Genomic DNA, 24,963 nt, shown 5'->3' with positions numbered 1-24,963 from the left:
TCCTACGGCCGTTCGCCCGCCCTGTCGACCACGGCCCGGCGCAGGACTGCCGTGTTGGCGGTGACCGTGCCCTTCTTCACTCCGGCGTGGTCCTTGGTGGCCACCTCACGCTCGCCGAGGAACTCGTAGGTCTTCGCGTCGAAGATCCATTCGTCCCGGGTCGAGTTGTCGGAGTCGTCGCGGCCGATGGCGACACCGGGGCGTCCGGCCGCGTCCACCACGTCCTTGGCCGCCGTCACACCGGGGATCCTGGCCACGGCCCGGAAGAGCGCCGCGCCCTGCTCCGGCGGCACGATCGAGTCGTGGAGCAGATCGCCGACCAGCACGAACATCGCCTGGTACTTCTCCTGGCCGCTGTTCTTCGGGCCGTTCTCGACCAGGTAGTCGTACATCGCGTCGGTGTCGGTCGGGAGCGTCTTCAGATGGTTGTAGAAGGCGGAGACGTCCCAGCCGGCCTCGCCCGGCTTCACGTCGACCGGGATGGAGAAGGGCTTCCGGCCCACCTCCCGTACCATCCCGACGTGCAGGCCGTCCACGGACATCCACACCTCCAGCCGGTGCAACGGCTGGATCGTGGTCTTCTTGCCCTCCTCGGACGCCGAGTACGACACCTTGCTCTCCACGTACACGAACTGGTCGTCGCGGACCGTGCCGTAGGACTTCTCGTGCTCGGCCGCCAGCGCGATGTCCTCCAGGAGGGCGACCGTGGAACTGCTCGGCGGCCGGGCGGCCGGAGCGGAGTCGGACGACGGCAGGACCACGAAGGCGACGGCCGCCGCGGTGGCGACGGCGGTCGCGGCGAGCGCGGGCCGCAGCCATCGGCCCCGCGCGGGCGCGGGCTGCTCGTGCCGGATCTCGGTCATCAGACGCTCCTTGAGGAGTCGGTGACGGCCCGGCGGAAGGTCTCTCTCGGGGAGTTCCGGGAGCTGGTTCATCGCTTGTCCTCCCTCAGGGGCCCGACCGCAGGACTGCGGTCACCTTTCATCTGTCCGTCCCCCGTGGGGAGTTCCACGCTTTTGACATGTTTCGCGAGTTTTGTGCGGGCTCGCGAAAGCCGTGAGCGTACGGTCCCGACAGGCACCCCGAGCGCCTCGGCGGCGGCCCGGTAGTCGAGGCCGGACCACACGCACAGGGCCAGCACCTCGCGTTCGGCGCGCCGCAGGGTGGTCAACGCGGTCTGCACGAGGGCGAGTTCGGCCGCGTCGTCGAGGCGGGCGGCGACCTCGTCGGCGAAGTCGCGCTCGGCCTCGGCAGGGGGCAGCCGGGAGACGGCCGCCGCGTGTCTTCGGGCCGCGCGGCGGGTGTTGCGCGTGACGTTGGTGGCGATGCCCAGCAGCCAGGGCCGTAGCGAACCGCCCTCCTCGTCGACCGTGTCGCGCAGCCGCCAGGCGTCCAGGAAGGCCAGGGACACGATGTCCTCGGCCTGTGCCCAGTCTCCCGTGAGCCGGAAGGCATGGTTGTAGACGGAGCGTGCGTACGCGTCGAAGAGATCGCCGAAGGCGTCGTGGTCCCCCGCGCGGATGCGTTTCCTCAGCCTCAGATGCGTATCCACACCCCTCTACCTGTCCGCACGGCGAAGGCCGGTTCCAGTGACCCCCGTCACATGGAACCGGCCTTCGCCGTAGGGGACTTCAGACGCCGGCGTAGGAGTGCTTGCCGCCGACGAAGATGTTGACGCCGTAGTAGTTGAAGATCCAGCAGCCGAAGGCGATCAGGGCCAGGTAGGCGGCCTTGCGGCCCTTCCAGCCGGCCGTGGCGCGGGCGTGCAGGTAGCAGGCGTAGGCGACCCAGGTGATGAACGCCCAGGTCTCCTTCGGGTCCCAGCCCCAGTAGCGGCCCCACGCGGACTCGGCCCAGATCGAGCCCGCGATGATCGTGAACGTCCACAGCGGGAAGACGGCCGCGTTGACGCGGTAGGAGAACTTGTCGAGGTTCGCCGAGGCGGGCAGCCGCTCCATCACGGAGGTGGCGAAGGCGCCGGGCTTGCCGCCGTTCGCGAGCTTGCTCTCGTACGAGTCCTTGAAGAGGTAGAGGAGCGTGCCCACCGCGCCCACGTAGAAGACCGCGCCGCAGATGATCGCGGTGGAGACGTGGATGTACAGCCAGTACGAGTGGAGGGCCGGGACCAGCTGGTCGCTCGCGGTGTACAGGACGGTGACGGCGATACCGAGGTCGAGGAGGACCGTCGTGACCAGGAACAGGCCGAGCCAGCGCACGTTCTTCTTGAGCAGCAGCAGCGTGAGGTACACGCCGACGGCGACCGTGGAGAAGGTGATGTTGAACTCGTACATGTTGCCCCAGGGCGCCCGCTCCACCGAGGCCGCGCGGGCGAGGACCCCGGACAGCTCGACGAGGAACGCGAGCACCGTGAGGGACACGGCGATACGGCCGAAGAGGTCGCCCTGTTCGTCCCCGCCGTGCGCGCCGGGACCGTCCGGCACGTCGCGGGAGCCGGACGCGGCCCGGACGACGACCTTCGGCCGCTCCAGGACGGTGGTGCCACCGGCGTTCTGCACGGTGACGGCGGGCGCGTCCGCCTTCTTCGCGGCGGCACCGGTCAGCGCGGCGGCCGTACGGCCGATCTTGCTGCGGCTGCCGAAGGTCCACTCGGCGATGTACGCCAGGAAGGCCAGGGTGTAGACGGCCATCGAGGAGTAGATCAGCGTGTTGCTGACGTTGGCCAGGTGCTCGTTGGTGGCGGCGGCGATGTTCACTGCTGCTCAGCCCCTTCGGGGGGTACGGAGGGTTCGTCGTCGGTCTTCGTCGGGGCCCGGTCGTGCACGAGTGCCGCCAGGTCGCCGAGTTCCTCGGGGAGTTTCGCGGACTCGCTGCGGCCGAGCCCGGCCATCTCGACGACGGTGCTGCCGTCGTCGCCGGTGGTGGCGCGCACCCAGACGCGGCGGCGCTGGATGAACAGGGAGCCGGCCAGACCGAAGATCGCGGTGAGCGCGCCGGCCAGCGCCCAGTCGGTGCCGGGCTGCTGGACGACCTGGAAGCCCGCCCATTCCTTGATCTGCTTGTCGAAGGTGATCGACCCGGCGCCGTTCGGCAGGGTCATCGTCTCGCCGGGCAGCAGCTGCTGCTTGAGGATGGTGCCCTTGGAGTCCTTGAACTGCTTCAGGTTCTTGGTCTCCAGCTGGTACACGTTCTGCGGGATGCCCGCGTTGACGCCCAGGTCGCCGTGGTAGCCGGTGACGTTGAGCACCGGGTAGTCGAGGCCGGGGAACTGGGAGAACATCGTGCCGCTGCTCTTGGCGTACGTCGGCACGAACACGGCCACGAAACCGAGCTGTTCGGCGACGCCCTGCGCGTTCTTGTAGCCGTCGAGGACCTTGATCGCGCCCTGCGAGGTGACGTTGGAGTCGATCGGCAGCATCGGCACGGCCTGGTGGAAGACCACGTTGCCCTTGCCGTCCCGGACGGTGACGACGGGGGCGTAGCCGTGGCTGACCAGGTAGACCTTCGAGTCGCCGATCTCCAGCGGCTCGTTGACCTTGATGGTGTGCTTCTTGGACTTGCCGTAGGCGCCGACGCTGTAGGTGATGTCGGCCTGGAAGGTACGCGGGGTGCCCCGGTTGGGGCCGGTGCGCTCGTAGGTGCCGACGAAGTTCTTCAGGTTGAAGCTGAAGGGGACGAGGTCGTCGTCGCTGAAGAGGTTCCCGGACTTGAAGTCGTCGTACTGGGTGAGGGTGTTGGAGAAGCCGTCGCCCTCGACGACCAGTTTGTCGCCCTCGGACTTGAAGAGCTGGCCCCAGGCGAAGGCGATCAGCATCACGATCAGCGCGAGGTGGAAGAGCAGGTTGCCGGTCTCGCGCAGATAGCCCTTCTCGGCGGCTACGGCGTCCCCGGCGACGTGGGCGCGGAAGCGCCGCTTCTTGAGCGCCTGGAGGGCGACCTCGCGGACCTGCTCGGGTTCGGCGGCGGTGCGCCAAGTGGCGTACGCGGGAAGGCGGTTGAGGCGTTTGGGGGCACCCGGCGGGCGGCCGCGGAGCTGGCCGACGAACTGCCAGGTGCGGGGGATGATGCAGCCGATGAGGGAAACGAACAGGAGGACGTAGATCGCGCCGAACCAGGCGGAGCCGTAGACGTGGAAGAGACCGAGCTTCTGGTAGATCGGGCCGAGCGTCTTGTGGGCGGCCTGGAACTCGGACACCTTCAGCGCGTCGGTGCCGGACTGCGGGATCAGCGAGCCGGGGACCGCGCCCAGCGACAGCAGGAACAGCAGCATCAGCGCGACCCGCATCGAGGTCAGCTGCCGCCAGAACCAGCGCGCCCAGCCGAGCACTTCACGGCCGGTCCACGCGAGCCAGCCGGTCAGGCCGGGCTTCCGGTTGCCGCCGAAGGAGCCGGGCATCGCGGTCTCGACGGGGGCGGTGGAGAGCTGGGAGCCTGCGGCGCCGAGGTCCTGCTCCTCGGCGGCGGACGTGTCGGTGGTCGTCTTGCTCATCGATCAGATCCCTACAGTGAAGCCGTCGGACCAGCTCTGCATGTCCTGCACCAGCGCGTCCCACGCGCCGGTGAGCAGCAGCACGCCGGTCACGATCATCATGGTGCCGCCGACGCGCATCACCCAGACGTAGTGGCGCTTGACCCAGCCGAAGGCACCGAGGGCCTTGCGGAACGCGACCGCGGTGAGGACGAAGGGGACACCCAGGCCGAGACAGTACGCGACGGTCAGTATGGCGCCGCGACCGGCACTGGCCTGATTCATCGAGAGGGCCTGGACGGAGGCGAGGGTCGGTCCGATGCACGGGGTCCAGCCGATGCCGAACAGCGCGCCGAGCAGCGGTGCTCCTATCAGCCCGGTCGTCGGCCGCTTGTGGAAGCGGAACTCACGCTGGGTCAGCCAGGGCATCAGGCCCATGAAGAACACGCCCATGGCGATCATGAGCACACCGAGCGTCTCGGACAGGACGTCCTTGTTCTCCTGGAGCGTCTGCCCGAAGTAGCCGAACAGGGCCCCGCCGGACACGAACACGACGGTGAAGCCGAGGACGAACAGGGAGGCCCCCGCGACCATCCGGCCGCGCCGGGCGTCGCCCAGGTCGGTGCCGCTGACGCCGGTGACGTAGGAGAGGTAGCCGGGGACGAGGGGCAGGACGCAGGGGGAGAAGAAGGAGACGAGCCCGCCGAGTACGGCGATCGGCAGGGCGAGCAGCAGGGCCCCGCTGTAGACCGTCTCGTTCTGGCCCGGCAGGGCGGCGGCGGCGAGCAGCACGTCAGCTCACTTCTCCGCGATGACCGGGTCGAGCATCTCGCGCAGCTTCTCCTCGCTGAGTGCCTGGAGGGCGCGCGCCGCGATCTTGCCGTCCCGGTCGATGACGATCGTGGAGGGGATGGCCTGCGGGTTGAGGGTGCCCTTCTTGAACCGGAGCATCAGCTTGCCCGTCGGGTCGTACAGGCTGGGGTAGGGGACGGCGTACTTCTTCTCGAAGGCTACGGCCGGTTCGGTGCTGGTGTCGCGGGTGTTGAGGCCGACGAACTGGACGTCCTTGTCCGCGGTGGCCTTGGCGACCTGGACCAGGTTGTCCGCCTCGGCGCGGCACGGGGAGCACCAGGAGCCCCACACGTTGACGACGAGGACCTTGCCCTTGTAGTCGGCGGTGTCGAGCGTCTTGCCGTCGATGGTCTTGCCGGACAGGTCGGGGGCGGCCTGGCGGTCGCCCTTCTTGACGGTCGCGATGCCGTCGGAGCCGGTGATGAAGTTGGTGTTGCCGGAGCCTCCGGAGGTACCCCCGGAACTGCACGCGGAAAGCACCAACGCGGCGACGGCAACGCCGGCGGTCGACAGGACGGCGCGGCTACGGGCGCGACTGGCGGCACTCATGTGAAAAGTTTCGCATGCCCGTTCTGGGGATCTTGCGCGCCCCCCTCAAGGGCGCCTCGCGGGCGGAAACCCGCATTTCAGGCGGCGTCCCCGGTGGCCGTGGAAGAGGCGGTCGGGCTCGCGGCCAGGTACGACTTCCAGCCGCCGGCCGGTGCCTGGCCGACGTCGAGGCCGCGCAGCTTGGCGAGCACCTCGGGCTTCTGCACGTCGATCCAGTCGGTGAACTGCTTGAAGGAGACCATCCGGACGTCGGCGCCCTTCTCCTTCTCCGCGGCTATGTGCTTGAAGGCCTGCTCGACGGCGTCCATGTAGATGCCGCCGTTCCAGTGCTCGAAGTGGTTGCCGATGAAGAAGGGCGCGCGGTTCGACTCGTACGCCCGCTGGAAGCCGGAGATGTAGGCCTGCGCGGCCTGGGTACGCCAGCCCGGGTAGTTGGAGGCGGGCGCGTTGGTGGAGTTGACCGACTGGTTGGCCAGCATGTTGTAGTCCATCGAGAGGACCTCGAAGCTGTGCCCGGGGAACGGGACGGCCTGGAGGGGGAAGTCCCACACGCCGTTCTTCTTGTCGGGCCAGACCTGCCGGCCGCCGGGCGAGGAGGCGTCGTAGCGCCAGCCGAGCGAACGGGCGGTGGGCAGCAGCTGGTTCTGGCCCAGGAGACAGGGCGTACGGCCGCCGACGAGTTCCTTGTCGTAGTCGAAGGGCAGCGCCGGCAGGTCGTGCCAGCCGGTGTTGGTGCGCCACTCCTTCACGAAGGACTTGGCCTGGTCGATCTCGCTCTGCCACTGCTGGGGCGTCCAGTTGGCGACGGTGCCGTAGCCGGAGCAGAAGTGACCGTTGAAGTGGGTGCCTATCTCGTGGCCCTCAAGCCAGGCGCGCCGGACGTTGGTGAGGGTCGCCTTGACGTGTTCGTCGGTGAGGTAGCCGATGTCGGAGGCGCCGCGCGGGTTGTTCGGCGGGTTGTACAGGCGCTTCTTCGACTCGGGCAGCAGATAGAGGCCGGAGAGGAAGAAGGTCATGCTCGCGCCGTGCTGCTTGGCGAGGTCGAGGAAGCGCGGGAACAGTCCGTTGCCGACCTCGCCCGCGCCGTCCCAGGAGAAGATCACGAACTGCGGCGGAGTCTCCCCCGCCTCCATCGGCACGGGCTTGGCGGGCTGCTTGGGCTGGGCGCCGGTGAAGGACGTGGAGCCGTCACCGATGGGCTTGGTGCGGGGCTCCATCGACTTGGTGGGGCCGCCGGAGTGGCCCTTGCCGCCCTTCCCGCCCTTCCCGGAATCGCCGAAGGGGTCCGCCCCCTGCGTGCCGCACCCCGCGAGCCCTACGGCTGCCGCGGCGCCGACACCGGCCCCGAGCACTCCCCGTCGCGTGAGACTCCGCATCGCTTCCCCATCCGTCGCATCCTCTGTGGTCTACCTGTGAGAGGACGCGACGGACGGGAAAGTTCGCCAGGAACCATCTGGGTTCCGCAACAAATGTCACAGGCCTGTCTCGACAACTGGCCCTGACGGGTGACCGGATCGTGATAGCTACGACATCCGCGACATCCGCGATTTTCAGGCGCCGAACGCCTTGTCCTTCCCCTTCACCGGCTTCGCGCCCGCGAGGAGATGTGCCGGGACGAGATCACGGGCCGGTTCGGTGTAGCCGACGGACACGATCTTGTCGCCGCGGTAGGTGAAGGTCGTCAGCGACGCGAGCGTGCACTGCCGCTTGCGCGGGTCGTGCCACAGCCGCCGCCGCTCCACGTAGGACCGCACGATCCAGATCGGCAGCTGATGGCTGACCAGTACGGCCTCATGTCCACGGGCGGCGTCCTTGGCGGCGTCCAGCGCCCCCATCATCCGCACCACCTGGTCGACGTAGGGCTCGCCCCAGGACGGCTTGAACGGATTGACCAGGTACTTCCAGTTGTCGGGCTTCTTCAGCGCGCCGTCGCCGACGCCGAAGGTCTTGCCCTGGAAGACGTTGTCGGCCTCGATGAGCCGCCCGTCGGTCGCGAGGTCGAGCCCGTGCGCCTTGGCGATCGGCGTGGCCGTCTCCTGCGCCCGCTCCAACGGGGAGGCGACGACGTGCGTGACATCGCGGGAGGAGAGGTGCTCGGCGACCCGGTCGGCCATCTGGCGGCCCAGTTCGGAGAGGTGGTAGCCGGGGAGACGGCCGTACAACACCCCTTCGGGGTTGGCGACTTCGCCGTGCCGCATCACGTGGACGACGGTGATGTCGCTGTCACTGCTGCTCATTCGGTGGCCTCCGCCGCCGCTCTGGCCGCCGCCGGAAGGGCGTCGGCGATCCGCTGGATGGCCCGTTCGTCGTGGGCCGTGGAAACGAACCAGGACTCGAAGGACGAGGGGGGCAGATAGACACCCTGCGCCAGCATCGACTGGAAGAAGGCGGTGAAGCGGTACGACTCCTGCGCCTTGGCGTCCTCGTAGTTGCGCACGCTCCGGTCGGTGAAGAACACGGAGAACATGTTGGAGGCGTTCTGTAGCCGGTGCGCGACACCCTCCTTGCTGAGCGCCTCGGTGACGAGCGCCTGGATCCGCGCCGATACGGCGTCCACCGTCTCGTAGGCCGCGTCGTCGAGGAGCCGCAGCTGGGCGAGACCGGCGGCGGTGGCGACGGGGTTACCGGAGAGGGTGCCGGCCTGGTAGACGGGCCCGGCGGGAGCGAGGTGCCCCATGATGTCGGCGCGCCCGCCGAACGCGGCGGCGGGGAAACCGCCGCCCATCACCTTCCCGAAGGTCATGAGATCGGGGACGACCCCGTCGATCCCGAACCATCCGGCGCGGCTGGTCCGGAACCCGGTCATGACCTCGTCGGAAATGAAGAGGGCACCGTTCTTCGAGCAGGCGTCCTTGAGCCCCTGGTTGAACCCGGGGCCGGGCGGCACGACGCCCATGTTCCCCGGCGAAGCCTCGGTGATGACGCACGCGATCTCACCGGGATGCCGGTGGAAGGCCTCGTTGACGGCTTCGAGATCGTTGTACGGCAGGACGATCGTGTCGCCGGCCTGGGCGCCGGTGACGCCGGGGGTGTCGGGCAGCGCGAAGGTGGCGACGCCACTGCCCGCGGCGGCGAGGAGCGCGTCGACGTGACCGTGGTAACACCCGGCGAACTTGATGACCTTGGGCCGCCCGGTGAACCCGCGGGCGAGCCGGATCGCGGACATGGTCGCCTCGGTACCGCTGCTGACGAGCCGCACCTGCTGCACGGGCCCGACCCGGGCGACGATCTCCTCGGCGAGCGCGACCTCGCCCTCACCGGGGGTCCCGAAGGAGGTCCCGCGCGAGACGGCGTCCTGGACGGCGGCGATCACGTCGGGCTGGGAGTGCCCGAGGATCATCGGCCCCCAGGAACAGACGAGGTCGACGTACTCGCGCCCGTCCGCGTCCGTCAGATAGGGGCCGTTGCCGGACACCATGAACCGGGGCGTGCCGCCGACCGCGCGGAAGGCGCGCACCGGGGAGTTCACACCGCCCGGTGTGACGACCGACGCACGGTCGAAAAGAGCCTGCGAGACGGGTGCTTCGTAGGGATAGGGCGGTGTGCTGGGCAGTACACCTGCCGGTTCGCTGGGCGTTCCGCTGGGCGTTTGGCTCATGACCTGCGACTTCTCCGACTTCTCGGACTCCGGGACCTCAGTTACCTCCTCAGGGTAGGCGGCGGGAGCGCGGGCACGAGCCCCCACCCATCTGCGAGACTGGGAGGTGATACACACAGACACACAGCTCATGCGGGCGCCGGTGTACAGGGCTTGCGCAGATCCTGCGGACAGGTGTTTCAGCGCACGTTTCGGCGGGCGGCCGTGGGGGAGGTCACTGACACGATGATCGGGTTGCGCGGCTGGGGCCACGCGTCCTAGAAAAGCAGTCGGGTGGAGATATGCATCGCGGTGGCGGACTGGGCGAGGGGACTGACGATCTGGGTCCTCGGCGTGCCCGGCGGGGGAAGCACCGACGCGACGCGGAGGAGGCCGCCGAGGCGGCACGGCAGGGCGGTCCCGGATCCAGTGGATCGGCTGGATCCGCTGGATCCGGTGTGGGTTCGGATGAGTCGGATCGCGACGAGCGACGTATCGAACGTCGGATCGATCAGTTGCGGGCGGGGAGCAGGAATGGTGGTCGGGTGGGGGTGACCTACAAATACTTCGGCGCGCCCGACGGCGCGACCGCGGCCCGCGTCCCGATCTCGATGCGCCCCGAGGAACTCGGCGGCGACGAACTCGGGATGAACGGCATGTTCACCAAGATCAAGCCGGAGACGATGGCCGCGATGGTCCTCACCGGCATCGAGGGCGTCCCCCTCAACAAGGTGCCCCCGCTGGAACTGGTCGTCCTCCACCCCGACTACGCCGTCGTCAAACTCCCGATGACGGTCGTCGACCCGCTCCGCGGAATCGGCGAGGAGGCGGTGGGCGCGGCGGCGTTCATCTGGTCGACGGTCCCGGACCGGGGCGGCCCACGGGACGCGTTCAACGTGTACCAACTGCTGCACGAATGGCAGGACTTCAGCCACCGGCTGCATGAGGCGGGGCATCAGCCGTACTGCCTTGTCTGGCCATGAGCCGGGGGTTCTTGCGGATCGGGCGGGGTCTTCGGGCCTCGCCCTTTTTGGTGCCGGGGAGGGGGCGGGGGCGGGGGCGGGGGCGTCAAGAGGGTCAGGGCAGAATTGAGGGCGCCGGAGGGACCATCACCGGCCGCGCAGAGCCGGGATTCCACGGAGACGGCCTCTCGACGAGCAACGCCTGGTGGTCGCGGTGCGCGGACTGAACGTCGTCGAGGACGATCCACCGTCGAAGCCGGCGCCCAGGAGACGCTCGTAAGCGCCACGCAAACCGCCGGTAGGTGATGTAGTCGTCCGACTCCAGAGGCGCAGAGGCGCAGAGGCGCAGACGGCTTCCGGGAAGTCGACCACTGTCTGGGTGAAGAGGTGACGGGCCCGCGGGTCCATCAAGTCCGTCAGTGCCGCTGGCCCGCCGTAGCCCCCACGCAGCAGCCGTCCCGGCCCGTCGCACCCTACGATCCGCGTCGGCTGAAGCAGCCTCTGCTCGTCCTTCACGACAAAGATCCGCGCGCGGACCTCGAATCCGAGACCGCTCTCGGCCTCCTCCGCCGCACCGCCCTGATCCCGGATACCTTGGATGATCTTCGGGAGAGTCTTCCTCCGGACCGGCCCCACAGGAACCCGGAACGCCTGGAGGCTGAAGGCATGATCACCGAGGGAGACGATCACCCCGACGGGTCGCCCGTGGGCCATCAGCGGATGCATGCGCGCACCCTCCAGTCGCGGCACCCTCAACACGCCGTAGTCGAACCGCTCCAGTCGCCGGAATCAAGCACATCGGACCAGAGGTCTTCCGTCTCCGACAGCAGAACGTCGAGGGTGCCCTCCGACGCATTGGGGCGCCGGACGTACTCCACGAGCCGCGCCACCACCTGTTCCCAACTCTTGGCCGCGTCCTCGACGCCCAGTTCGATCGCGCGGAAATCTCCCGAGACCAACCCGGCCAACAGTGTGTCGCCCGACTCCGCGATCTCATCGGCGAACGCCGGGTCGTCAGCCACGGCGACGCAGAGGGCCATGCACAGGAGCATGCCCGGAGTCAGCCTGTCCCAGATACCGAACTCCGCCGAAGCAAGGAGTGGGTGGCCACCGTCTCACCGGCGATGGAGGTGTAGCGCACGCCGTCGGCGCTGGTGGCGCCGGTCTTGAGGGTGACACCTGGATCACCGACCAACTCGACTTCACCTCACCCACGGTGAGCTACGTCGACGCGGAGGCGATCGTGGCGGTCACCGACACCGCGAGTACAGCGGACCCGCAGGCCCTGAAACTGGGCAACGACGTGGCCCCGGCGGACTTCGACTCCGGCGACCACGTCAATCTGACCGCGGACGGTTACAGCGGTATCAGTAACGCTTTCGACCTGGCGTCACTCGGCCCGGACGCATAGCGCGGTGACCGTGGCCGGGTGCACCACAGCGTTCGTGTGGCGCACCCGGTCCAACTGCCGTGCGAATGGCAGGACTTCAGCCCTCGGCCGCATGAGGCGGGGCATCAGCCGCGGGCTGACCGGTTCCGGTCACGATCGTGTAGAGCTCGACGATGACGCCGTCCTTGCAGTGGGCGATGTCCATTCCGGTCGCGACGGGTGGTTGGCCGGCCGGGCCGTAGTGGAAGGCGAGGTGGCCGAGGTCGTCGTTGACGGAGACCGGGCCGGCGGGGCGGAAGACCCAGTCCGGGGTCCCCGCACGCAGTTCCGCGGCACGTTCGGCGAGGGCCTCGCGGCCTCGTACGACGCCGTCGGGTTCGTGCCACACGACGTCCTCGGCGTAGGTCTGGGCGATGGCCACGCCGCGGCGCTCGGGGTCCGGCTCGTTGAAGACGTCGAGGAGGTTGCGGCGCATCAGGTCGGCGACGGTGTTGTTCATGGGCGGTCCTTCGGGTCGGGCCGGCCGGATCGTCGGCCAGGTCTGCCGGGTCTGCCGGGTCTGCCGGTACCAGGATGGTCGCGACCCACCCTCGCCGCGCCCTGTCCGTCACTCCGAGATTGGTCCGACCGTACCACCGAGTTGGTTCAAGCTAAGAGCATATCGCTTGGCTCTTTACTCCACGCTTGGAGTATGTTGGGTGCATGGAAGAGGAACAGGAGGCCGCCGAGCCGCGGTGGCTCGACGGCGACGAGCAGCAGCAGTGGTACGCGTTCGCCTATGTGCTGACCCAGTTGCCGGCCGCGCTGGAGGCGCGGATGCAGCGGGACGCGGGCATCGCCCACTTCGAGTACATGGCGATGTCGACGCTGTCGATGGCTCCGGACCGCACCCTGCGGATGAGTGAGCTGGCCCAGTACGCCGGAAGCACGCTCTCCAGGCTGTCCAACGTGGTCATCCGGCTGGAGAAGCGCGGCTGGACGCGCCGGCACCCCGACCCCGCGGACGGTCGCGCCACCCTGGTCACCCTCACCGACGACGGCATGGACAAGGTTGTCGCCGCGGCTCCCTGCCATCTCGACGCGGTGCGCCGGCTGGTCTTCGACCCGCTGTCCAAAGCGCAGCAGCGTCAACTCGGCGCCGTCTCCCAGCGCATGCTCGACGCCCTGAAGGCGCCGCGGCCCACCGACTGGGCGGCGCCCACGGCCACCCCGCCCACCGACCGGGACTGACCCCGCGCCGCGCACCCTCTCACCGAGCGCCCTCTCACCGAGACCGAGCGCCTTCTCACCGAGCACTTCATCGGCGGCCGACCGACCGCAGTACACCGGTGACGATCAACTCCCCCCCCCAGGAGCACCATGAAGACGATCCTCATCGCCGGCGGCAACAGTGGCATCGGTCTCCGAGCCGCCCGCGACCTCCTCGCCCACGGCCACCGGCTCGTCCTGCTGGGCCGTGACCCGCACAAGGGGGAAGCCGCCCTCGCCTCCTCCGGCAGCGACGGCGACCGGGCGTCCTTCCTGGCCGCCGACCTGTCCACCCACGACGGCGTCCGCGACGCCGCCCGGCGGGTCCTCGGCCAACACGACCGCATCGACGCCCTCGTGCACACGACCGGCGTGTTCATGTTCCAGGAGAGCCGCACGGCCGACGGGCTCCACCCGTTCTTCGCGGTCAACTACCTCAGCCGCTACCACCTCACCCAGCTCCTCCTGCCCGCCCTGCGGCAGGCCGAGCGGCCGGTCGTGCTCATGATGACCGCGGCGATCCCGCCGACCGACGACATCGACTTCGCCCGGTTCCCCGAGTTCGCGCCCTTCGGCTTCGGCCGCGACCGCAAGGCGGTCCAGCTCGGCAACCACCACTACGCCGCCCACCTCACCCGTTCCGAACCCGGCCTCGCCGCAGGCGTCGTCAACGCGGGCTCCGCGAAGACCGACATCATGCGCATCGCCCCCTGGTACGTGCGGGCAGGCGCCAAGGTCCTCGGGCCGCTCGTCTTCGACTCCCTCAGGACCTCCGCCCACAACGTCGTGGAAGCCGCCCGGTACGACGACTGGGACTCCCCCGTCTACTGGGGCAAACCGGGCCGCTTCGAACAGCGCACCCCGATCGTCCTGGACGCCACGACCACCCGGCACCTGATGGACGTCTCCCACCGGCTCACCGACGCCTGACCCCGTCCCCGTCCCCGTCCCCGACCCCGTCCCCGACGCCGACCCGAGCGACAGTCGCCGTCGATCTCAGAAGTAGTCGTCCGGCTTCAGCGCGTTGAGCGCGATCCATCGCCGCGGTGTCGCGGTGGCCGTCACGTCGGCGCCCTGCGACGCGGCGCGGAAGAAGTCCTGCACGTCGAGCGCGATCCGGGGGTCGTCGTCGACGCGCCGGGCCATCTCGTAGTAGACGGCCAGCACATGGACGCATCGGGGAGTGTCGGCCGGGCAGGCGCAGGCGATGGCGGTGACGTGGGGTGCGGGTCGGTGGCCGTCGTCGGTCAGGGTGCGGTACAGGTCGTCGGTGAGGACGGGGCGGGCGCCGGAGAGGCGGCGGGAGATGCCGGCGGTCGTCTCGCGGGGCATCGGCGCGAGTTCGATGCTCGCCGCGAAGACGGTGCGGCCGTGGTGGACGACGGCCCGTACGGTACGGCCCTCGACCGTGATCTCGACCTTGCCGTCGCGGGCGAGTCCGCGTGCCCGCGGGAGTTGCGGGTCGGGGCGGGTCTGGCGCAGGGGCTCGGCGAGCCGTACCCAGTCCTTGCCCCATGCCGTGTATCCGAAGTCGCTGTTGGGCATGGTCAGTTGGCCCGCTTCCGGCGCAGGACCTCGATGAGGCGGTCGTCGTCCAGGAGTGCCAGTTGCGCGACTCCGGCCATGTCGGTGACCTCCGAGAGCGCGGATTTTCGTGCGTGCATGGCCGCGATGTGCTCCTCGACCGTGGTCCCGGTGGTCAGTGTGGTGATGGTGACGGTGCGGGTCTGCCCGATCCGGTGGACCCGGTCGGAGGCCTGCGCCTCCACGGCCGGATTCCACCAGCGGTCGAAGTGGATGACGTCGGCCGCGCGGGTGAGCGTGAGCCCGGTGCCGCCGGCTTTCAGGCTGAGCACCATCACCTGCGGGCCGTCGGGGGCCTGGAAGCGGCGTACGAGGTCGGAGCGTTGGTCCTGTCGCAAACCGCCGTGGAAGAAAGGCACTTCAATCCCGAACTGTTCCGCGCAGTGCCGTACCAGCAGCTCACCGGTCCGCATGTACTGGGTGAAGATCAGGGTGGGTGAGCCGGTTTCGAGGTTGTTGGCCACGATGTCGGTGCAGAGGTCGAGCTTTCCCGACCTGCCCGCCAGCTCGCCCCGGCCGCCCAAGTCACCTGATTCGCCCAAGCCGTCCAAGCCGTCCAAGCCGTCCAAGCCGTCCGTGAGCAACGCCGGATGGTTGCAGACCTGTTTGAGCGCGGTCAGGGCCGCCAGCACCTTGGTCCGGCGCCGCGCCCCGCTGCCGAAGCCGTCGTCGACGACCTGGTCCAGGACACGGTCGTAGGCCTGCCGCTGTTCCTCCGTGAGGTCGCAGATCAGGTCGGCGTGGATCTTGGCCGGGAGCGATCCGGCGACCTGGGCCTTCTTCCGCGCGAGGACGACCGGTTCGATCACCCCGCGCAGTCGGGCCGCCGCGGCGACGGAACCTTCCGCGATCGGCCGCACGAAACGGCGGCGGAATTGCGTCCGGTTTCCGAACTGGTGCGGTGCGACCAGGTTGAGCAGTGCCCAGAGTTCTTCGAGATGGTTTTCCACGGGCGTTCCGGTCAGGGCGATCCGGGTGTCGGTGGCGATGGTCCGCGCGGCTTTCGACACCTGGGTGCGGGGGTTCTTCAGTACCTGTGCCTCGTCGAATACGGCGGTGATCCACCGCTGTTCCGTCAGGGCGGGGCCGTGGAGGCGCAGTGTCGGGTAGCCGGTGAGGACGACCGTGCCGGCGTCCACCGTCTCCAGCGGGCCGCCGCGCCAGGTCGTCGTCCGCAGGGCGGGGGCGAACCGCTCGATCTCATGGGCCCAGTTCCCCACCAACGACGTTGGGCACACGACCAGTTGGGGTCCTTCCGCGGCCCGCCCGGTGAGGTAGCCGATGGCCTGGAGCGTCTTGCCGAGCCCCATCTCGTCGGCGAGCACCGCGCCGCCGTGCGCGTCGACGGTCTCCCGCAGCCAGCTCACCCCGCGCACCTGGTACGGCCGTAGCGCGGCGGTGAGGGCGGCGCGCAGTTCGGTGGCGACGGCGCGGGTGTGGCGGAAGACGGCCACGGCGTGCTCCGCGGACGTCACGGCGACACCGGTGGCGTCGGGGACGGCGTGCGCCGCGATCGGCAGGGCCGCGTCGCCGCCCGCGAGCAGCTGCCGCCAGGCGGCCACCGAACGGCCGGGCGCGTCGAGGAACGCGTCGGCGAGCCGGTCCGGTTCGACCAGCTCGCAGTCGACGTCGGTGACCTCGAACCCGTCGAGGCCCGGAGTCGGGACGACCAGGGCGATGGCCTCGACGGCATCGGCGGCTTCGGCGGGCGAGGCGGCGGCCGATGCCCGTCCCGACCAGTTCCACAGGGCGAACATGTGCCGGTCGGGAAGATACGTAGCCTGCACGGAGAAACGACCTCGGGTGCGCTCGATAAAAGAACCGCTGACGCCTGGACCGTAGAGAAACAACAGACCTCTGTCAATTCCCATTCCCCATGAACCGCCGTATGCCCGGAGGGAGTTACGAGGACCATACCGACCCCCCTCTGTCAATTGTTTCAAGAGAAACAGCAGCGGGTTCCGGAAATCCATCGAGGACATATCGAAATCCGTTTTGTCAATTCCCGGTCCGAGCCGATCCGACCGAGTCGTCGCCCGGACGTCGGCGGGCGTGTCAGGATGATGATCTGACAGCCACTCACCAAGACGGAGCCTGGCCTCATGACCTCTCCCAGCGGGGACGGCAGTGGCGCCCAGCCACTGATCATCGACACCAGCAAGCCCCACCCGGCGCGGATGTACGACTACTTCCTCGGGGGGAAGGACAACTACCCGGTCGACCGGGACGCCGCCGAGCAGTTCATCAAGGCCGCTCCCGAGGTGCGGGAGGGTGTCCGGGCCAACCGGCGCTTCATGCACCGGGCCGTCCGGCACGTCGTGGAAGAGGGCGGGGTGCGGCAGATCCTCGACATCGGGACCGGGCTGCCCACCGAACCCAACGTGCATCAGATCGCGCACGCCGTCGCCCCGGACACCCGGATCGTCTACGTCGACAACGACCCGATCGTCAGCACCCACTCGATGGCCCTCATGGAGGGCACCGACACCTCCGTCATCCTGGCCGACCTGCGCGATCCCCGCGCCATCCTCGACCACCCCGAGGTCCGCAAGGCCATCGACTTCGACCAGCCGGTGGCCGTACTGCTGGTGGCGGTCGTGCACTTCCTCGCCGACGACGGGGATCCGTACGGCATCGTCGCCACCCTGCGCGACGCGTTGCCGGCCGGTTCCTATCTCGTGCTGTCGCACGCCACCGGTGACGTCCACGAGGACCAGCGCGAGGAGGCGGCGTCCGTCTACAACCGGGCCACCGCCACCCTGAACCTCCGCACCCACGCCCAAGTCCTGGACTTCTTCGGCGACTTCACCCTCGTGGACCCGGGCCTGGTCCGCGTCACCCACTGGCGCCCGGACCAGACCCCGAACCCGGACGCCCCGCCGATCGGCATCTACGGCGGAGTGGCCCGCAAGGGGAGTTGAGGGACAGTCAGTCGCCGACTGTGATCGTCCGGCCCTCCCGGGCCGGCAGTGAGAAGCCCAGCACGGTACTCGTGTCGCGCAGGGCTTCCGGGAGGGCTCCGGCCGCGCCGATGCCCCGGGCGCGTTCGAGGCGTTGGGGGCGGGTCATGGTGAGGCCGAAGTCCTTCGTCAGGTCGGCGCCGTCCAGCAAGTCACAGAGGAACAGCATGTGTTCGTCCAGCGGCACCCGTTCGGCGCGGACGGCGCGGACGCCGTCGATCAGGGCGGTGCGGAGGGCGGTGTCCGGGCGATGGCGTGTTCTGGTGAGCAGGGTGCCGGGTCCCTGGCGTAGTACGCCTCGCTCGACGAGGGCACTCGTGTGCAGTGCGAGTGCTTCCCGGCCGCGTTCCCTGAGCCAACGGGTCACCGTGAGGGGGCGAGGGGTGAGGGCAGTGGTGCGGGTCCACAGGGCGGCCAGCAGACCATCCGCCCAAGTCAGGCCCATGCGGGGTGTGTTGGGAAACAGCTCTATCTCGCCGCGGAGCTGGTAGATGTCGACGCCTAGTTTCCTGGTCTTCCTCGGCCTGACCAACAGTCTTCTCCGCAGGGCCAGTTCACCGAGTTCCGCCGCCGCGCAACCGGCCGCGGTCTGACGGGAGTTGGGCACCCTGCCGTTCTCCCCGTACGACAACAGGGCGAACTCCTCGGGCAGGGACAGGCGTTGGAGCGGCGCGGGTCCGAACATGCGGTGCATTCTGCACGACGGGGGGTTCGTCCGGGGTCCGGTCCTCCTCCTCGTCCGCGGGCGGGACGGTGGAGCCACCTACACCCCCGACCCGGCAGCCCACCCCCTCGTGGCGGCGGCCCGTCGGCGGGATCGTAGATCTCAGAAGGCCAGAGCCAAGCTCAAAGCCAAGCTCAAAGCCAAGCTCAAAGCCAAGGCCAGAGCCAAGGTCAGAGCCAGGGCCGAGGTCAACGGCCCACCGACGCTGGAAGGAACCCGCCATGCCGCACACCACCGCCGTCTCCCTCACGAAGAACACCCGCACCGGCCAGCCGTCGGCGGCCGCTCCCCGGCGGACCCCGCGCTCCGCTCCCCGCGTCATGCCCCTCTGGCAGGCGATGGCCCACCTGTTCGCCCCGGTCGAGAGTGCCGAGAGCGCCGTACGGCCCTGAACCCGACGTCACTCCCAGTGCACCCGGCGTTCACGTCCCCCGCGAAACATGCGGCTCATGAGACGTGTCACCCTCGCCGCGGTCCTCGGCACGGCCGCGCTGCTGGCCACCCCGTTCGCCGCCCAGGCCGCTCCCGGCGGCAACGCCCACACCGACAGCTACGGTACGAAGGCCGTGTACACGCCGGAGCAGAACTCCCGCTCGTACCAGAAGGCCCCGGCCGGTTTCACCCCCGTCTTCACCGAGAACGTGTCCCGGCACGGGTCCCGTTCCGCGACCGACAGTTCGGACGGCGACCTCATCCTCGCGCTGTGGAACAAGGCCGAGGCGGAGGGCCAACTCACCGCGAAGGGGCGGGAGTTCGGGCCCAAGACGCAGGCCCTCGAAGCCGCCATGAGCACGATCGGCTACGGCAACCTCAGCGCGCGCGGCAAGGCGGAGATCCAGGCCACCGCCACCCGGATGGAGAAGCGGCTGCCGAGCCTCTTCGCGACGATCGCGGAGAAGAAGGAGCCCATCGACGTCGTCAGTTCGGGGCAGGGGCGGGCCGTCGACAGCGCCAACCTCTACGGCGCCGCCCTCGCCCAGACCGACCCCGACCTCACCTCCCTCATCGGTACGACCCGTACCGACAAGGACCTCCTCTACTTCCACAAGGCCGCCGGCGGTGCCGCCTACCGCGACTACATCGCCAACGACCAGCGTCTCGCCACCACCCTGACCTCCATCACGGACCAGCCGAAGACCCACCGCGCCGCCCGTGACGTACTGAAGAAGCTGTTCAAGCCGGCGTTCGTGGACCGGATCACGGCGGGCGAGTTCGCGTCGATCGGCACGGACGTCGAGGCCGCCACCGCCGTCTACAACCTGTACGCCATCGCCCCCGCGATGAGCGAGGAGAGCCCGGGCGGCAAGGGCTGGGGCATGGAGCGGTACATCTCGGCGGCCGACGCCGACTGGTTCGGGTACATCTCCGACGCCGAGGACTTCTACGAGAAGGGACCGGGCTTCGCGGACAGCGACATCACGTACAAGATGGCCGGTGTCCTGCTCGACGACTTCTTCAAGAAGGTCGAGGCCAAGCGCGACGGCACGAGCGACCTGGGCGCCGAACTCCGGTTCACGCACGCCGAGGAGATCATCCCGCTGGCCGCGCTGATGGGCCTGCCGGGCAGCACGCAGGGCGTCACCACGGCCAAGCCGTACACCTACGCCTCCAACTCCTGGCGCGGTGCCGCCGTCGCCCCGCTCGGCTCGAACATCCAGTGGGACGTCTACCGCAAGGGCAACACCTACCTCGTACGCATGCTCTACAACGAGAAGGAGACCGCGTTCAAGGCGGGCTGCCGTCCCGTCTCGAAGGGCAGCAAGTTCTACGACCTGAACGAGCTGGAGCGCTGCTTCGGCCGCACGCCCTCCAACGGCTGAGCAACGCCGACACCACCATCGGTATCAGCCCTGTCACGGCCCCGCGCTCCCCCAGGCGCGGGCCGCCGCCGCGAACTCCCGGCCCCGCATCCCGGCCCGCCGGTACGCGGCGATCGCGGCCGGGTTGTCGGCGTCCACCATCAGCGCGGCCCGCCCGTACTCCCGTACCAGCGCGTCGACGACGAACCGTGCCACGGCCACGCCCAGCCCACGCCCCCGCGCCTCCGGCCGGGTCACGACCCCGGCCATGAAGCCGCACCCGGCCCCGGACCAGGCGTCCCCGGCGACCGCGAGCAACTCACCAGTACCGTCCGGGTCTTGGTCGTGGACACCGGCCCAGCGGCGGACTCCGGGACGGCCGGGGCGGGCGTACGAGCCGGGGAACGAGTCCTCGAAGAGGGCCGCCGCCGCCCGCTCCCCCGCCGCGTCGAGCCACCGCACGCCCTCCGGGACAGCGGGCTGGGGCGGCTCCGCCGTCTCCATCCACAGGAACCCGGGGCCACCGGCGGCCACGAGCCCGGGTGTCCCCCGGACCACCGCGTCGATCAACTCCGCGTCCCCGAACGGGCGGTGGCCCGGCCCGACCTCCGCCAGCACTCCGTCCCGTACGAGAACGATCGCGTCGTCCGCCTCCCCGTCGACCGCGATCCGGTCCCGCCCGGACAGTCCGGGGCTGGCCACGGCGGTCGCCGAGCGGTGCCGGAAGACGCGGACGCCGGGGCCGGGGCGGCCGTCGGGGCGGAGTTGTGCGGCCCAGAGCAGATGGCCGGCGGCGTCGCCGGGAAGCCCGTCAGCCCCGGCCACGTACGCCCGCTCCCGCACGCGGTTCGACCACTCCCCCGACCGTGAATCCGATGACCGCGCCGCCGCCCTCCCGTCGTAGCGCGAAGGGGGCTCCGGCGTGGGCGAGGGCCACCTCGCGGACGATGGAGAGGCCGAGGCCCGAGCCGGGGAGGGAACGGGCGTCGGCGGCGCGGTAGAAGCGGTCGAAGATGCGGAAGAGGTCGGTTTCGGAGACTCCGGGGCCCCGGTCGAGGACTTCGACTCGGACCGTGCCGGGGCGGGCGGGGCCGGAGACCGCGATCTCGATCGGGGTCTGGCCCGCGCGGTCGAACTTGGCCGCGTTCTCGACCAGGTTGGAGATCGCGCGCTGGAGCATGCCGGGGCGGCCGTCGGTGGTCGTGTCGCCGCTCGCGCGGACGGTGATGTCGCGGCCGGTACGGCGGCGGGCCAGCACCGCCACGTCCTCCGCGATGTCCGCGAGGTCGACCTGCTGGGGCGGTTCGGTGTCGGACTGGCCCGCCGCCAGGTCCACCAACTCGTTGACCAGGTCGGTGAGTTCGCGGGCCTCCTGCGAGAGGTCGGCGACCAGTTCCTCGCGGGTCCCGGGCGGCAGTTCGTCCATGCGGCGGAGCAGGGAGATGTTCGTGCGCAACGACGTGAGGGGGGTGCGGAGTTCGTGGCCCGCGTCCTGGATCAGGCGGCGCTGGTCCTCCTCCGACTGCGCGAGCCGGCCGAGCATCCGGTCGAACGCCCGGCCCAGGCGGCCGACTTCGTCGTAGCCGGTGACCGGGACCTGCACGCCGAGGCGGCGGGTGCGGGCCACGTCCTCGGCCGCCGCCGTGAGGATGATCAGGCGCCGGGTGATGCGCCGGGCCAGCCACCAGCCGCACAGCCCGGCCAGCACCACGACCGCCGCCATCAGCACGAACGTCCGCTGTTGCAGCGCCCGCAGCAGATCCTCGGTGTCGCTGAACTCCTGCGCCACCTGCACCGCCCCCTGCCCGCGGCCCAGCGACACGGTCGCGATGCGGTACACGTCCTCGGCGACGGCGACGTCCTTGTGCTCGACCGTCTTCCCGGCCACCTTCTCGCCCGCTACGGCCCGGTCGTCACCGGTGACGGGCAGCGCGGGGCTGCCGCTGTCGAGGACACCGCCGGCCGGCCCGAGCACCTGCACATCCGTACGGGCCGGGCGCACGATGTCGTGGCCCGGCGCGGAGGAGGAGAAGTCGTCGGGCGTCATCTGGTGCGTGCGCACCTCGTCCTGCAAGTCCTGTACGACCTGGTCGAACACGGACTCCTGGTCGACACGGACCAGCCGGGCCGCCGCGCCGTAGGACAGCACGCCGACGAGGAGGGTGACGGCCGCGGTCACCGCCGCGAAGGACAGCACGAAGGTCGTACGGAGCGAGGCAAGTCTCGGCCGCCGGGCGGCGACCAGCCGCCGCAGGCGGCCCACTCAGTCCTCCCGCAGCACGTAACCCACGCCACGCACCGTGTGGATCAGCTGCGGTGCGCCGGGCTCGTCGAGCTTGCGGCGCAGATAGCCGACGTAGACGGCGAGGTTCTTGGAGCCGGGGCCGAAGTCGTAGCCCCAGATGCGGTCGTAGATGGTGGAGTGGTCGAGGACGATGCCCGCGTTGCGGACCAGCAGTTCGAGGAGCTCGAACTCGGTCCGGGTCAGCTCCAGTTCACGCTCCGCGCGCCAGACGCGGCGGGCCTGGAGGTCCATGCGCAGACCGGCCGCCGAGATCTGCTTGTCGGAGGCGGCGAACGGCGACGACTGCGGGTCCCCCTTGAGTACGTCGGCGGAGGTGCCGGACGCGCCCAGGCCGCCGGACGGTCCCGGGACGCCGTTCGCCGGGACCGGGCTGGTGCGGCGGAGCAGGGCGCGCAGCCTCGCGAAGACCTCCTCGACGTCGAAGGGCTTCACCACGTAGTCGTCGGCGCCCGCGTCCAGGCCCGCGATGCGGTCGGCGGTCTCCACGAGGGCGGTCAGCATCAGGATCGGGGTGCGGTCGCCCTCGGCGCGCAGGACCCGGCAGACCTGGAGGCCGTCGATGCCGGGCATCATCACGTCGAGAAGCAGCACGTCCGGTGGCGTGCGGTGGGCCTGCGCGAGCGCCTCGACACCGTCGGCGACCGCGGTCACCTGGTAGCCCTCCAGGGTCAGGGCCCGCTCCAGGGCATGACGGATGGCACGGTCGTCTTCGGCGAGCAGCACAGTCTGGGGCACGTCCCCCAGTGTGCCAAGGCCTCCGGCGGTTGACCGGTGGGGGCAGGTCTACGATCACCCTTTTTACCTGGCTCTCACCGTGGTGGACGCAACCTGGGTTTAGCTCCTACCGTCTTCTCACGGTCGGGTGCCCCGCCGTCCTCAAACGCCGGACGGGCTGATATTCAGTGCCGCTAGTTGATCGGTGAACGGGACGACCGTCGGCTTGCTCGCCGGGCGGGGCGTCGACAGGCCCGTCATCAACGCCCCCAGCTCCCCCGCCGCCCGGTCGATCCGCTCCGGCAGGCCCTCCGCGCCCCAGTCCTCGAAGGCGGCGTAGACCCCGGTCGGGACGACCACGGCCCGGAGGTGGGCGAAGAGCGGGCGGAGGGCGTGTTCGAGTACCAGGGAGTGGCGCGCGCTGCCGCCCGTCGCCGCGATCAGCACCGGCTTTCCGGCCAGCGCGTCCTTGTCGAGGACGTCGAAGAACGACTTGAACAGCCCGCTGTACGACGCCGAGAACACCGGGGTGACGGCGATCAGCCCGTCCGCCTCCGTCACCGCGTCCAGCGCGGCGGCGAGGGAACGGCCGGGGAAGCCGTTGGTGAAGTTGTGCGCTATCTCCACGGCGAGGTCGCGCAGTTCCACGACCTGGATGTCGACGGGGGCCCTGCGGTCCACCGCCGCCGCCAGCCGGTCGGCCAGCAGCCTCGTGGACGACGGGACGCTCAGCCCCGCCGAGACGACTACGAGCTTCATGCGACGGTCACCTCTTCCGATGCGGCGGCCTTGGCCGACTTCAGCGACTGATGGGTCGGCGCCTCCGGCACGTCCGCCGGGCGGTTCACCGCGAACTCCTTGCGCAGCACCGGTACGACCTCCTCGCCCAGCAGGTCGAGCTGCTCCAGGACGGTCTTGAGCGGCAGCCCGGCGTGGTCGAGCAGGAACAGCTGGCGCTGGTAGTCACCGGCGTACTCCCGGAACGCGAGGGTCTTCTCGATGACCTCCTGCGGGGAGCCGACCGTCAGCGGGGTCTGGTCGGTGAAGTCCTCCAGGGAGGGCCCGTGGCCGTAGACCGGCGCGTTGTCGAAGTACGGGCGGAACTCGCGCACCGCGTCCTGGGAGTTGCGCCGCATGAAGACCTGGCCGCCGAGCCCGACGATGGCCTGTTCCGCCGTGCCGTGGCCGTAGTGCGCGTACCGCTCCCGGTACAGCTCGACCATCCGCTTGGTGTGGTCGGCCGGCCAGAAGATGTTGTTGTGGAAGAAGCCGTCGCCGTAGAAGGCCGCCTGTTCGGCGATCTCGGGGCTGCGGATCGAGCCGTGCCAGACGAACGGCGGTACGTCGTCCAGCGGGCGGGGCGTGGACGTGAAGCCCTGGAGCGGCGAGCGGAACTTGCCCTCCCAGTTCACGACGTCCTCGCGCCACAGGCGGCGCAGCAGGGCGTAGTTCTCGATGGCGAGGTTGATGCCCTGGCGGATGTCCTGCCCGAACCAGGGGTAGACCGGGCCGGTGTTGCCGCGGCCCATCATCAGGTCGACCCGGCCGTCGGCCAGGTGCTGGAGCATCGCGAAGTCCTCGGCGATCTTCACCGGGTCGTTGGTGGTGATGAGGGTGGTGGAGGTGGAGAGGATCAGCTTCTCGGTCCGCGCGGCGATGTAGCCGAGCATCGTCGTCGGGGACGAGGGCACGAAGGGCGGGTTGTGGTGCTCGCCGGTCGCGAAGACGTCGAGTCCGACCTCCTCGGCCTTCAGCGCGATGGCGACCATGGCCTTGATGCGCTCACGCTCGGTCGGCGTCCGTCCGGTGGTCGGGTCCGGTGTGACGTCGCCGACGCTGAAGATCCCGAACTGCATGGTCGTTCACCCTCCAG

27 protein-coding genes are annotated in these 24,963 nt (G+C 69.7%); 7 read left to right on the top strand and 20 right to left on the bottom strand.

The window, feature by feature from the left end; genetic code table 11:
- Positions 1-2: 2 nt before the first annotated feature.
- The 9 genes from ACWIHT_RS31300 to hemL form a co-directional block, all read right to left on the bottom strand.
- Positions 3-935, bottom strand: a complete 933-nt coding sequence (locus ACWIHT_RS31300) for a CU044_5270 family protein (protein ID WP_456171639.1) — start codon at positions 933-935, stop codon at positions 3-5.
- A complete protein-coding gene (locus ACWIHT_RS31295) occupies positions 932-1,534 on the bottom strand; it encodes an RNA polymerase sigma factor (protein ID WP_456171805.1) in 603 nt (200 codons plus the stop codon). Before ACWIHT_RS31295 ends, ACWIHT_RS31300 begins: the two co-directional genes overlap by 4 nt.
- A gap of 97 nt (positions 1,535-1,631) precedes the next feature.
- The gene (gene ccsB, locus ACWIHT_RS31290; RefSeq protein ID WP_456171638.1) at positions 1,632-2,714 is read right to left on the bottom strand and encodes a c-type cytochrome biogenesis protein CcsB; all 1,083 of its coding nucleotides are present in this window, start codon (positions 2,712-2,714) and stop codon (positions 1,632-1,634) included.
- Positions 2,711-4,447: a cytochrome c biogenesis protein ResB gene (resB, locus tag ACWIHT_RS31285; RefSeq protein WP_456171637.1), complete on the bottom strand. Its 1,737-nt coding sequence runs from the start codon at positions 4,445-4,447 to the stop codon at positions 2,711-2,713. The genes ccsB and resB overlap by 4 nt, the downstream gene beginning before the upstream one ends.
- A gap of 3 nt (positions 4,448-4,450) precedes the next feature.
- On the bottom strand, positions 4,451-5,218 hold the full coding sequence (locus ACWIHT_RS31280; protein WP_456171636.1) for a cytochrome c biogenesis CcdA family protein: 768 nt from the start codon (positions 5,216-5,218) through the stop codon (positions 4,451-4,453).
- Positions 5,219-5,224: 6 nt separating this feature from the next.
- Entirely contained in the window at positions 5,225-5,827 is a 603-nt protein-coding gene (locus tag ACWIHT_RS31275; protein WP_200715143.1) for a TlpA family protein disulfide reductase, read from the bottom strand.
- 77 nt (positions 5,828-5,904) lie between these two features.
- Positions 5,905-7,203, bottom strand: a complete 1,299-nt coding sequence (locus tag ACWIHT_RS31270) for a hypothetical protein (protein WP_456171635.1) — start codon at positions 7,201-7,203, stop codon at positions 5,905-5,907.
- Between the two features lie 174 nt (positions 7,204-7,377).
- The gene (locus tag ACWIHT_RS31265; protein ID WP_456171634.1) at positions 7,378-8,064 is read right to left on the bottom strand and encodes a histidine phosphatase family protein; all 687 of its coding nucleotides are present in this window, start codon (positions 8,062-8,064) and stop codon (positions 7,378-7,380) included.
- Complete coding sequence (gene hemL, locus ACWIHT_RS31260; protein ID WP_456171633.1) at positions 8,061-9,425, bottom strand: glutamate-1-semialdehyde 2,1-aminomutase; 1,365 nt, start codon at positions 9,423-9,425, stop codon at positions 8,061-8,063. The genes ACWIHT_RS31265 and hemL overlap by 4 nt, the downstream gene beginning before the upstream one ends.
- A 281-nt stretch (positions 9,426-9,706) precedes the next feature.
- On the opposite strand from hemL, the gene ACWIHT_RS31255 reads away from it, so the two are divergent.
- Positions 9,707-10,387 carry a hypothetical protein gene (locus ACWIHT_RS31255; protein ID WP_456171632.1) on the top strand — a complete coding sequence of 227 codons (681 nt, stop codon included), beginning with the start codon at positions 9,707-9,709 and terminating at the stop codon, positions 10,385-10,387.
- A 126-nt stretch (positions 10,388-10,513) separates the two neighbouring features.
- On the opposite strand, the gene ACWIHT_RS31250 is transcribed toward ACWIHT_RS31255, so the two are convergent.
- Positions 10,514-11,092: a DUF3710 domain-containing protein gene (locus tag ACWIHT_RS31250; protein WP_456171631.1), complete on the bottom strand. Its 579-nt coding sequence runs from the start codon at positions 11,090-11,092 to the stop codon at positions 10,514-10,516.
- 26 nt (positions 11,093-11,118) lie between these two features.
- Positions 11,119-11,406: a hypothetical protein gene (locus ACWIHT_RS31245; protein WP_456171630.1), complete on the bottom strand. Its 288-nt coding sequence runs from the start codon at positions 11,404-11,406 to the stop codon at positions 11,119-11,121.
- Positions 11,407-11,465: 59 nt separating this feature from the next.
- On the opposite strand from ACWIHT_RS31245, the gene ACWIHT_RS31240 reads away from it, so the two are divergent.
- Positions 11,466-11,777 (top strand): hypothetical protein, encoded by a 312-nt coding sequence (locus ACWIHT_RS31240; RefSeq protein WP_456171629.1) that lies wholly within the window; start codon positions 11,466-11,468, stop codon positions 11,775-11,777.
- 76 nt (positions 11,778-11,853) lie between these two features.
- Here ACWIHT_RS31240 and ACWIHT_RS31235 read toward each other — a convergent pair whose 3' ends face one another.
- The gene (locus ACWIHT_RS31235; protein ID WP_456171628.1) at positions 11,854-12,255 is read right to left on the bottom strand and encodes a nuclear transport factor 2 family protein; all 402 of its coding nucleotides are present in this window, start codon (positions 12,253-12,255) and stop codon (positions 11,854-11,856) included.
- 203 nt (positions 12,256-12,458) lie between these two features.
- Between ACWIHT_RS31235 and ACWIHT_RS31230 the strand changes: the two genes are divergently transcribed.
- Positions 12,459-12,986 carry a MarR family winged helix-turn-helix transcriptional regulator gene (locus ACWIHT_RS31230; protein ID WP_456171626.1) on the top strand — a complete coding sequence of 176 codons (528 nt, stop codon included), beginning with the start codon at positions 12,459-12,461 and terminating at the stop codon, positions 12,984-12,986.
- A gap of 129 nt (positions 12,987-13,115) precedes the next feature.
- Positions 13,116-13,934 carry an SDR family NAD(P)-dependent oxidoreductase gene (locus ACWIHT_RS31225; protein WP_456171625.1) on the top strand — a complete coding sequence of 273 codons (819 nt, stop codon included), beginning with the start codon at positions 13,116-13,118 and terminating at the stop codon, positions 13,932-13,934.
- Positions 13,935-14,000: 66 nt separating this feature from the next.
- Here the strand turns inward: ACWIHT_RS31225 and ACWIHT_RS31220 are convergent, their stop codons facing one another.
- Positions 14,001-14,549 (bottom strand): hypothetical protein, encoded by a 549-nt coding sequence (locus ACWIHT_RS31220; RefSeq protein WP_456171624.1) that lies wholly within the window; start codon positions 14,547-14,549, stop codon positions 14,001-14,003.
- A gap of 2 nt (positions 14,550-14,551) precedes the next feature.
- Positions 14,552-16,375: a DEAD/DEAH box helicase gene (locus ACWIHT_RS31215; RefSeq protein ID WP_456171623.1), complete on the bottom strand. Its 1,824-nt coding sequence runs from the start codon at positions 16,373-16,375 to the stop codon at positions 14,552-14,554.
- A gap of 315 nt (positions 16,376-16,690) precedes the next feature.
- Here ACWIHT_RS31215 and ACWIHT_RS31210 point away from each other — a divergent pair, with 315 nt between their 5' ends.
- A complete protein-coding gene (locus ACWIHT_RS31210; protein ID WP_456171622.1) occupies positions 16,691-17,509 on the top strand; it encodes an SAM-dependent methyltransferase in 819 nt (272 codons plus the stop codon).
- Between the two features lie 7 nt (positions 17,510-17,516).
- On the opposite strand, the gene ACWIHT_RS31205 is transcribed toward ACWIHT_RS31210, so the two are convergent.
- Positions 17,517-18,233: a GPP34 family phosphoprotein gene (locus ACWIHT_RS31205; protein WP_456171621.1), complete on the bottom strand. Its 717-nt coding sequence runs from the start codon at positions 18,231-18,233 to the stop codon at positions 17,517-17,519.
- A 260-nt stretch (positions 18,234-18,493) separates the two neighbouring features.
- Between ACWIHT_RS31205 and ACWIHT_RS31200 the strand changes: the two genes are divergently transcribed.
- On the top strand, positions 18,494-18,664 hold the full coding sequence (locus ACWIHT_RS31200) for a hypothetical protein (RefSeq protein WP_456171620.1): 171 nt from the start codon (positions 18,494-18,496) through the stop codon (positions 18,662-18,664).
- A gap of 57 nt (positions 18,665-18,721) precedes the next feature.
- The gene (locus ACWIHT_RS31195) at positions 18,722-20,092 is read left to right on the top strand and encodes a histidine-type phosphatase (RefSeq protein WP_456171619.1); all 1,371 of its coding nucleotides are present in this window, start codon (positions 18,722-18,724) and stop codon (positions 20,090-20,092) included.
- A 33-nt stretch (positions 20,093-20,125) separates the two neighbouring features.
- On the opposite strand, the gene ACWIHT_RS31190 is transcribed toward ACWIHT_RS31195, so the two are convergent.
- The 5 genes from ACWIHT_RS31190 to ACWIHT_RS31170 form a co-directional block, all read right to left on the bottom strand.
- Positions 20,126-20,896, bottom strand: a complete 771-nt coding sequence (locus tag ACWIHT_RS31190) for a GNAT family N-acetyltransferase (protein WP_456171618.1) — start codon at positions 20,894-20,896, stop codon at positions 20,126-20,128.
- Positions 20,883-22,334, bottom strand: coding sequence for an ATP-binding protein (locus ACWIHT_RS31185; protein WP_456171616.1), 1,452 nt, complete (start codon positions 22,332-22,334; stop codon positions 20,883-20,885). Before ACWIHT_RS31185 ends, ACWIHT_RS31190 begins: the two co-directional genes overlap by 14 nt.
- Complete coding sequence (locus ACWIHT_RS31180) at positions 22,335-23,111, bottom strand: response regulator transcription factor (RefSeq protein ID WP_456171615.1); 777 nt, start codon at positions 23,109-23,111, stop codon at positions 22,335-22,337. It lies immediately after the preceding gene.
- Positions 23,112-23,252: 141 nt separating this feature from the next.
- Positions 23,253-23,849, bottom strand: a complete 597-nt coding sequence (locus ACWIHT_RS31175; RefSeq protein ID WP_456171614.1) for an FMN reductase — start codon at positions 23,847-23,849, stop codon at positions 23,253-23,255.
- On the bottom strand, positions 23,846-24,946 hold the full coding sequence (locus ACWIHT_RS31170; protein WP_456171613.1) for an LLM class flavin-dependent oxidoreductase: 1,101 nt from the start codon (positions 24,944-24,946) through the stop codon (positions 23,846-23,848). The genes ACWIHT_RS31175 and ACWIHT_RS31170 overlap by 4 nt, the downstream gene beginning before the upstream one ends.
- Between the last annotated feature and the right edge of the window lie 17 nt (positions 24,947-24,963).

This window comes from Streptomyces sp. NPDC002276, from assembly GCF_053891435.1.
This window is presented reverse-complemented; position numbering and strand designations above follow the sequence as displayed.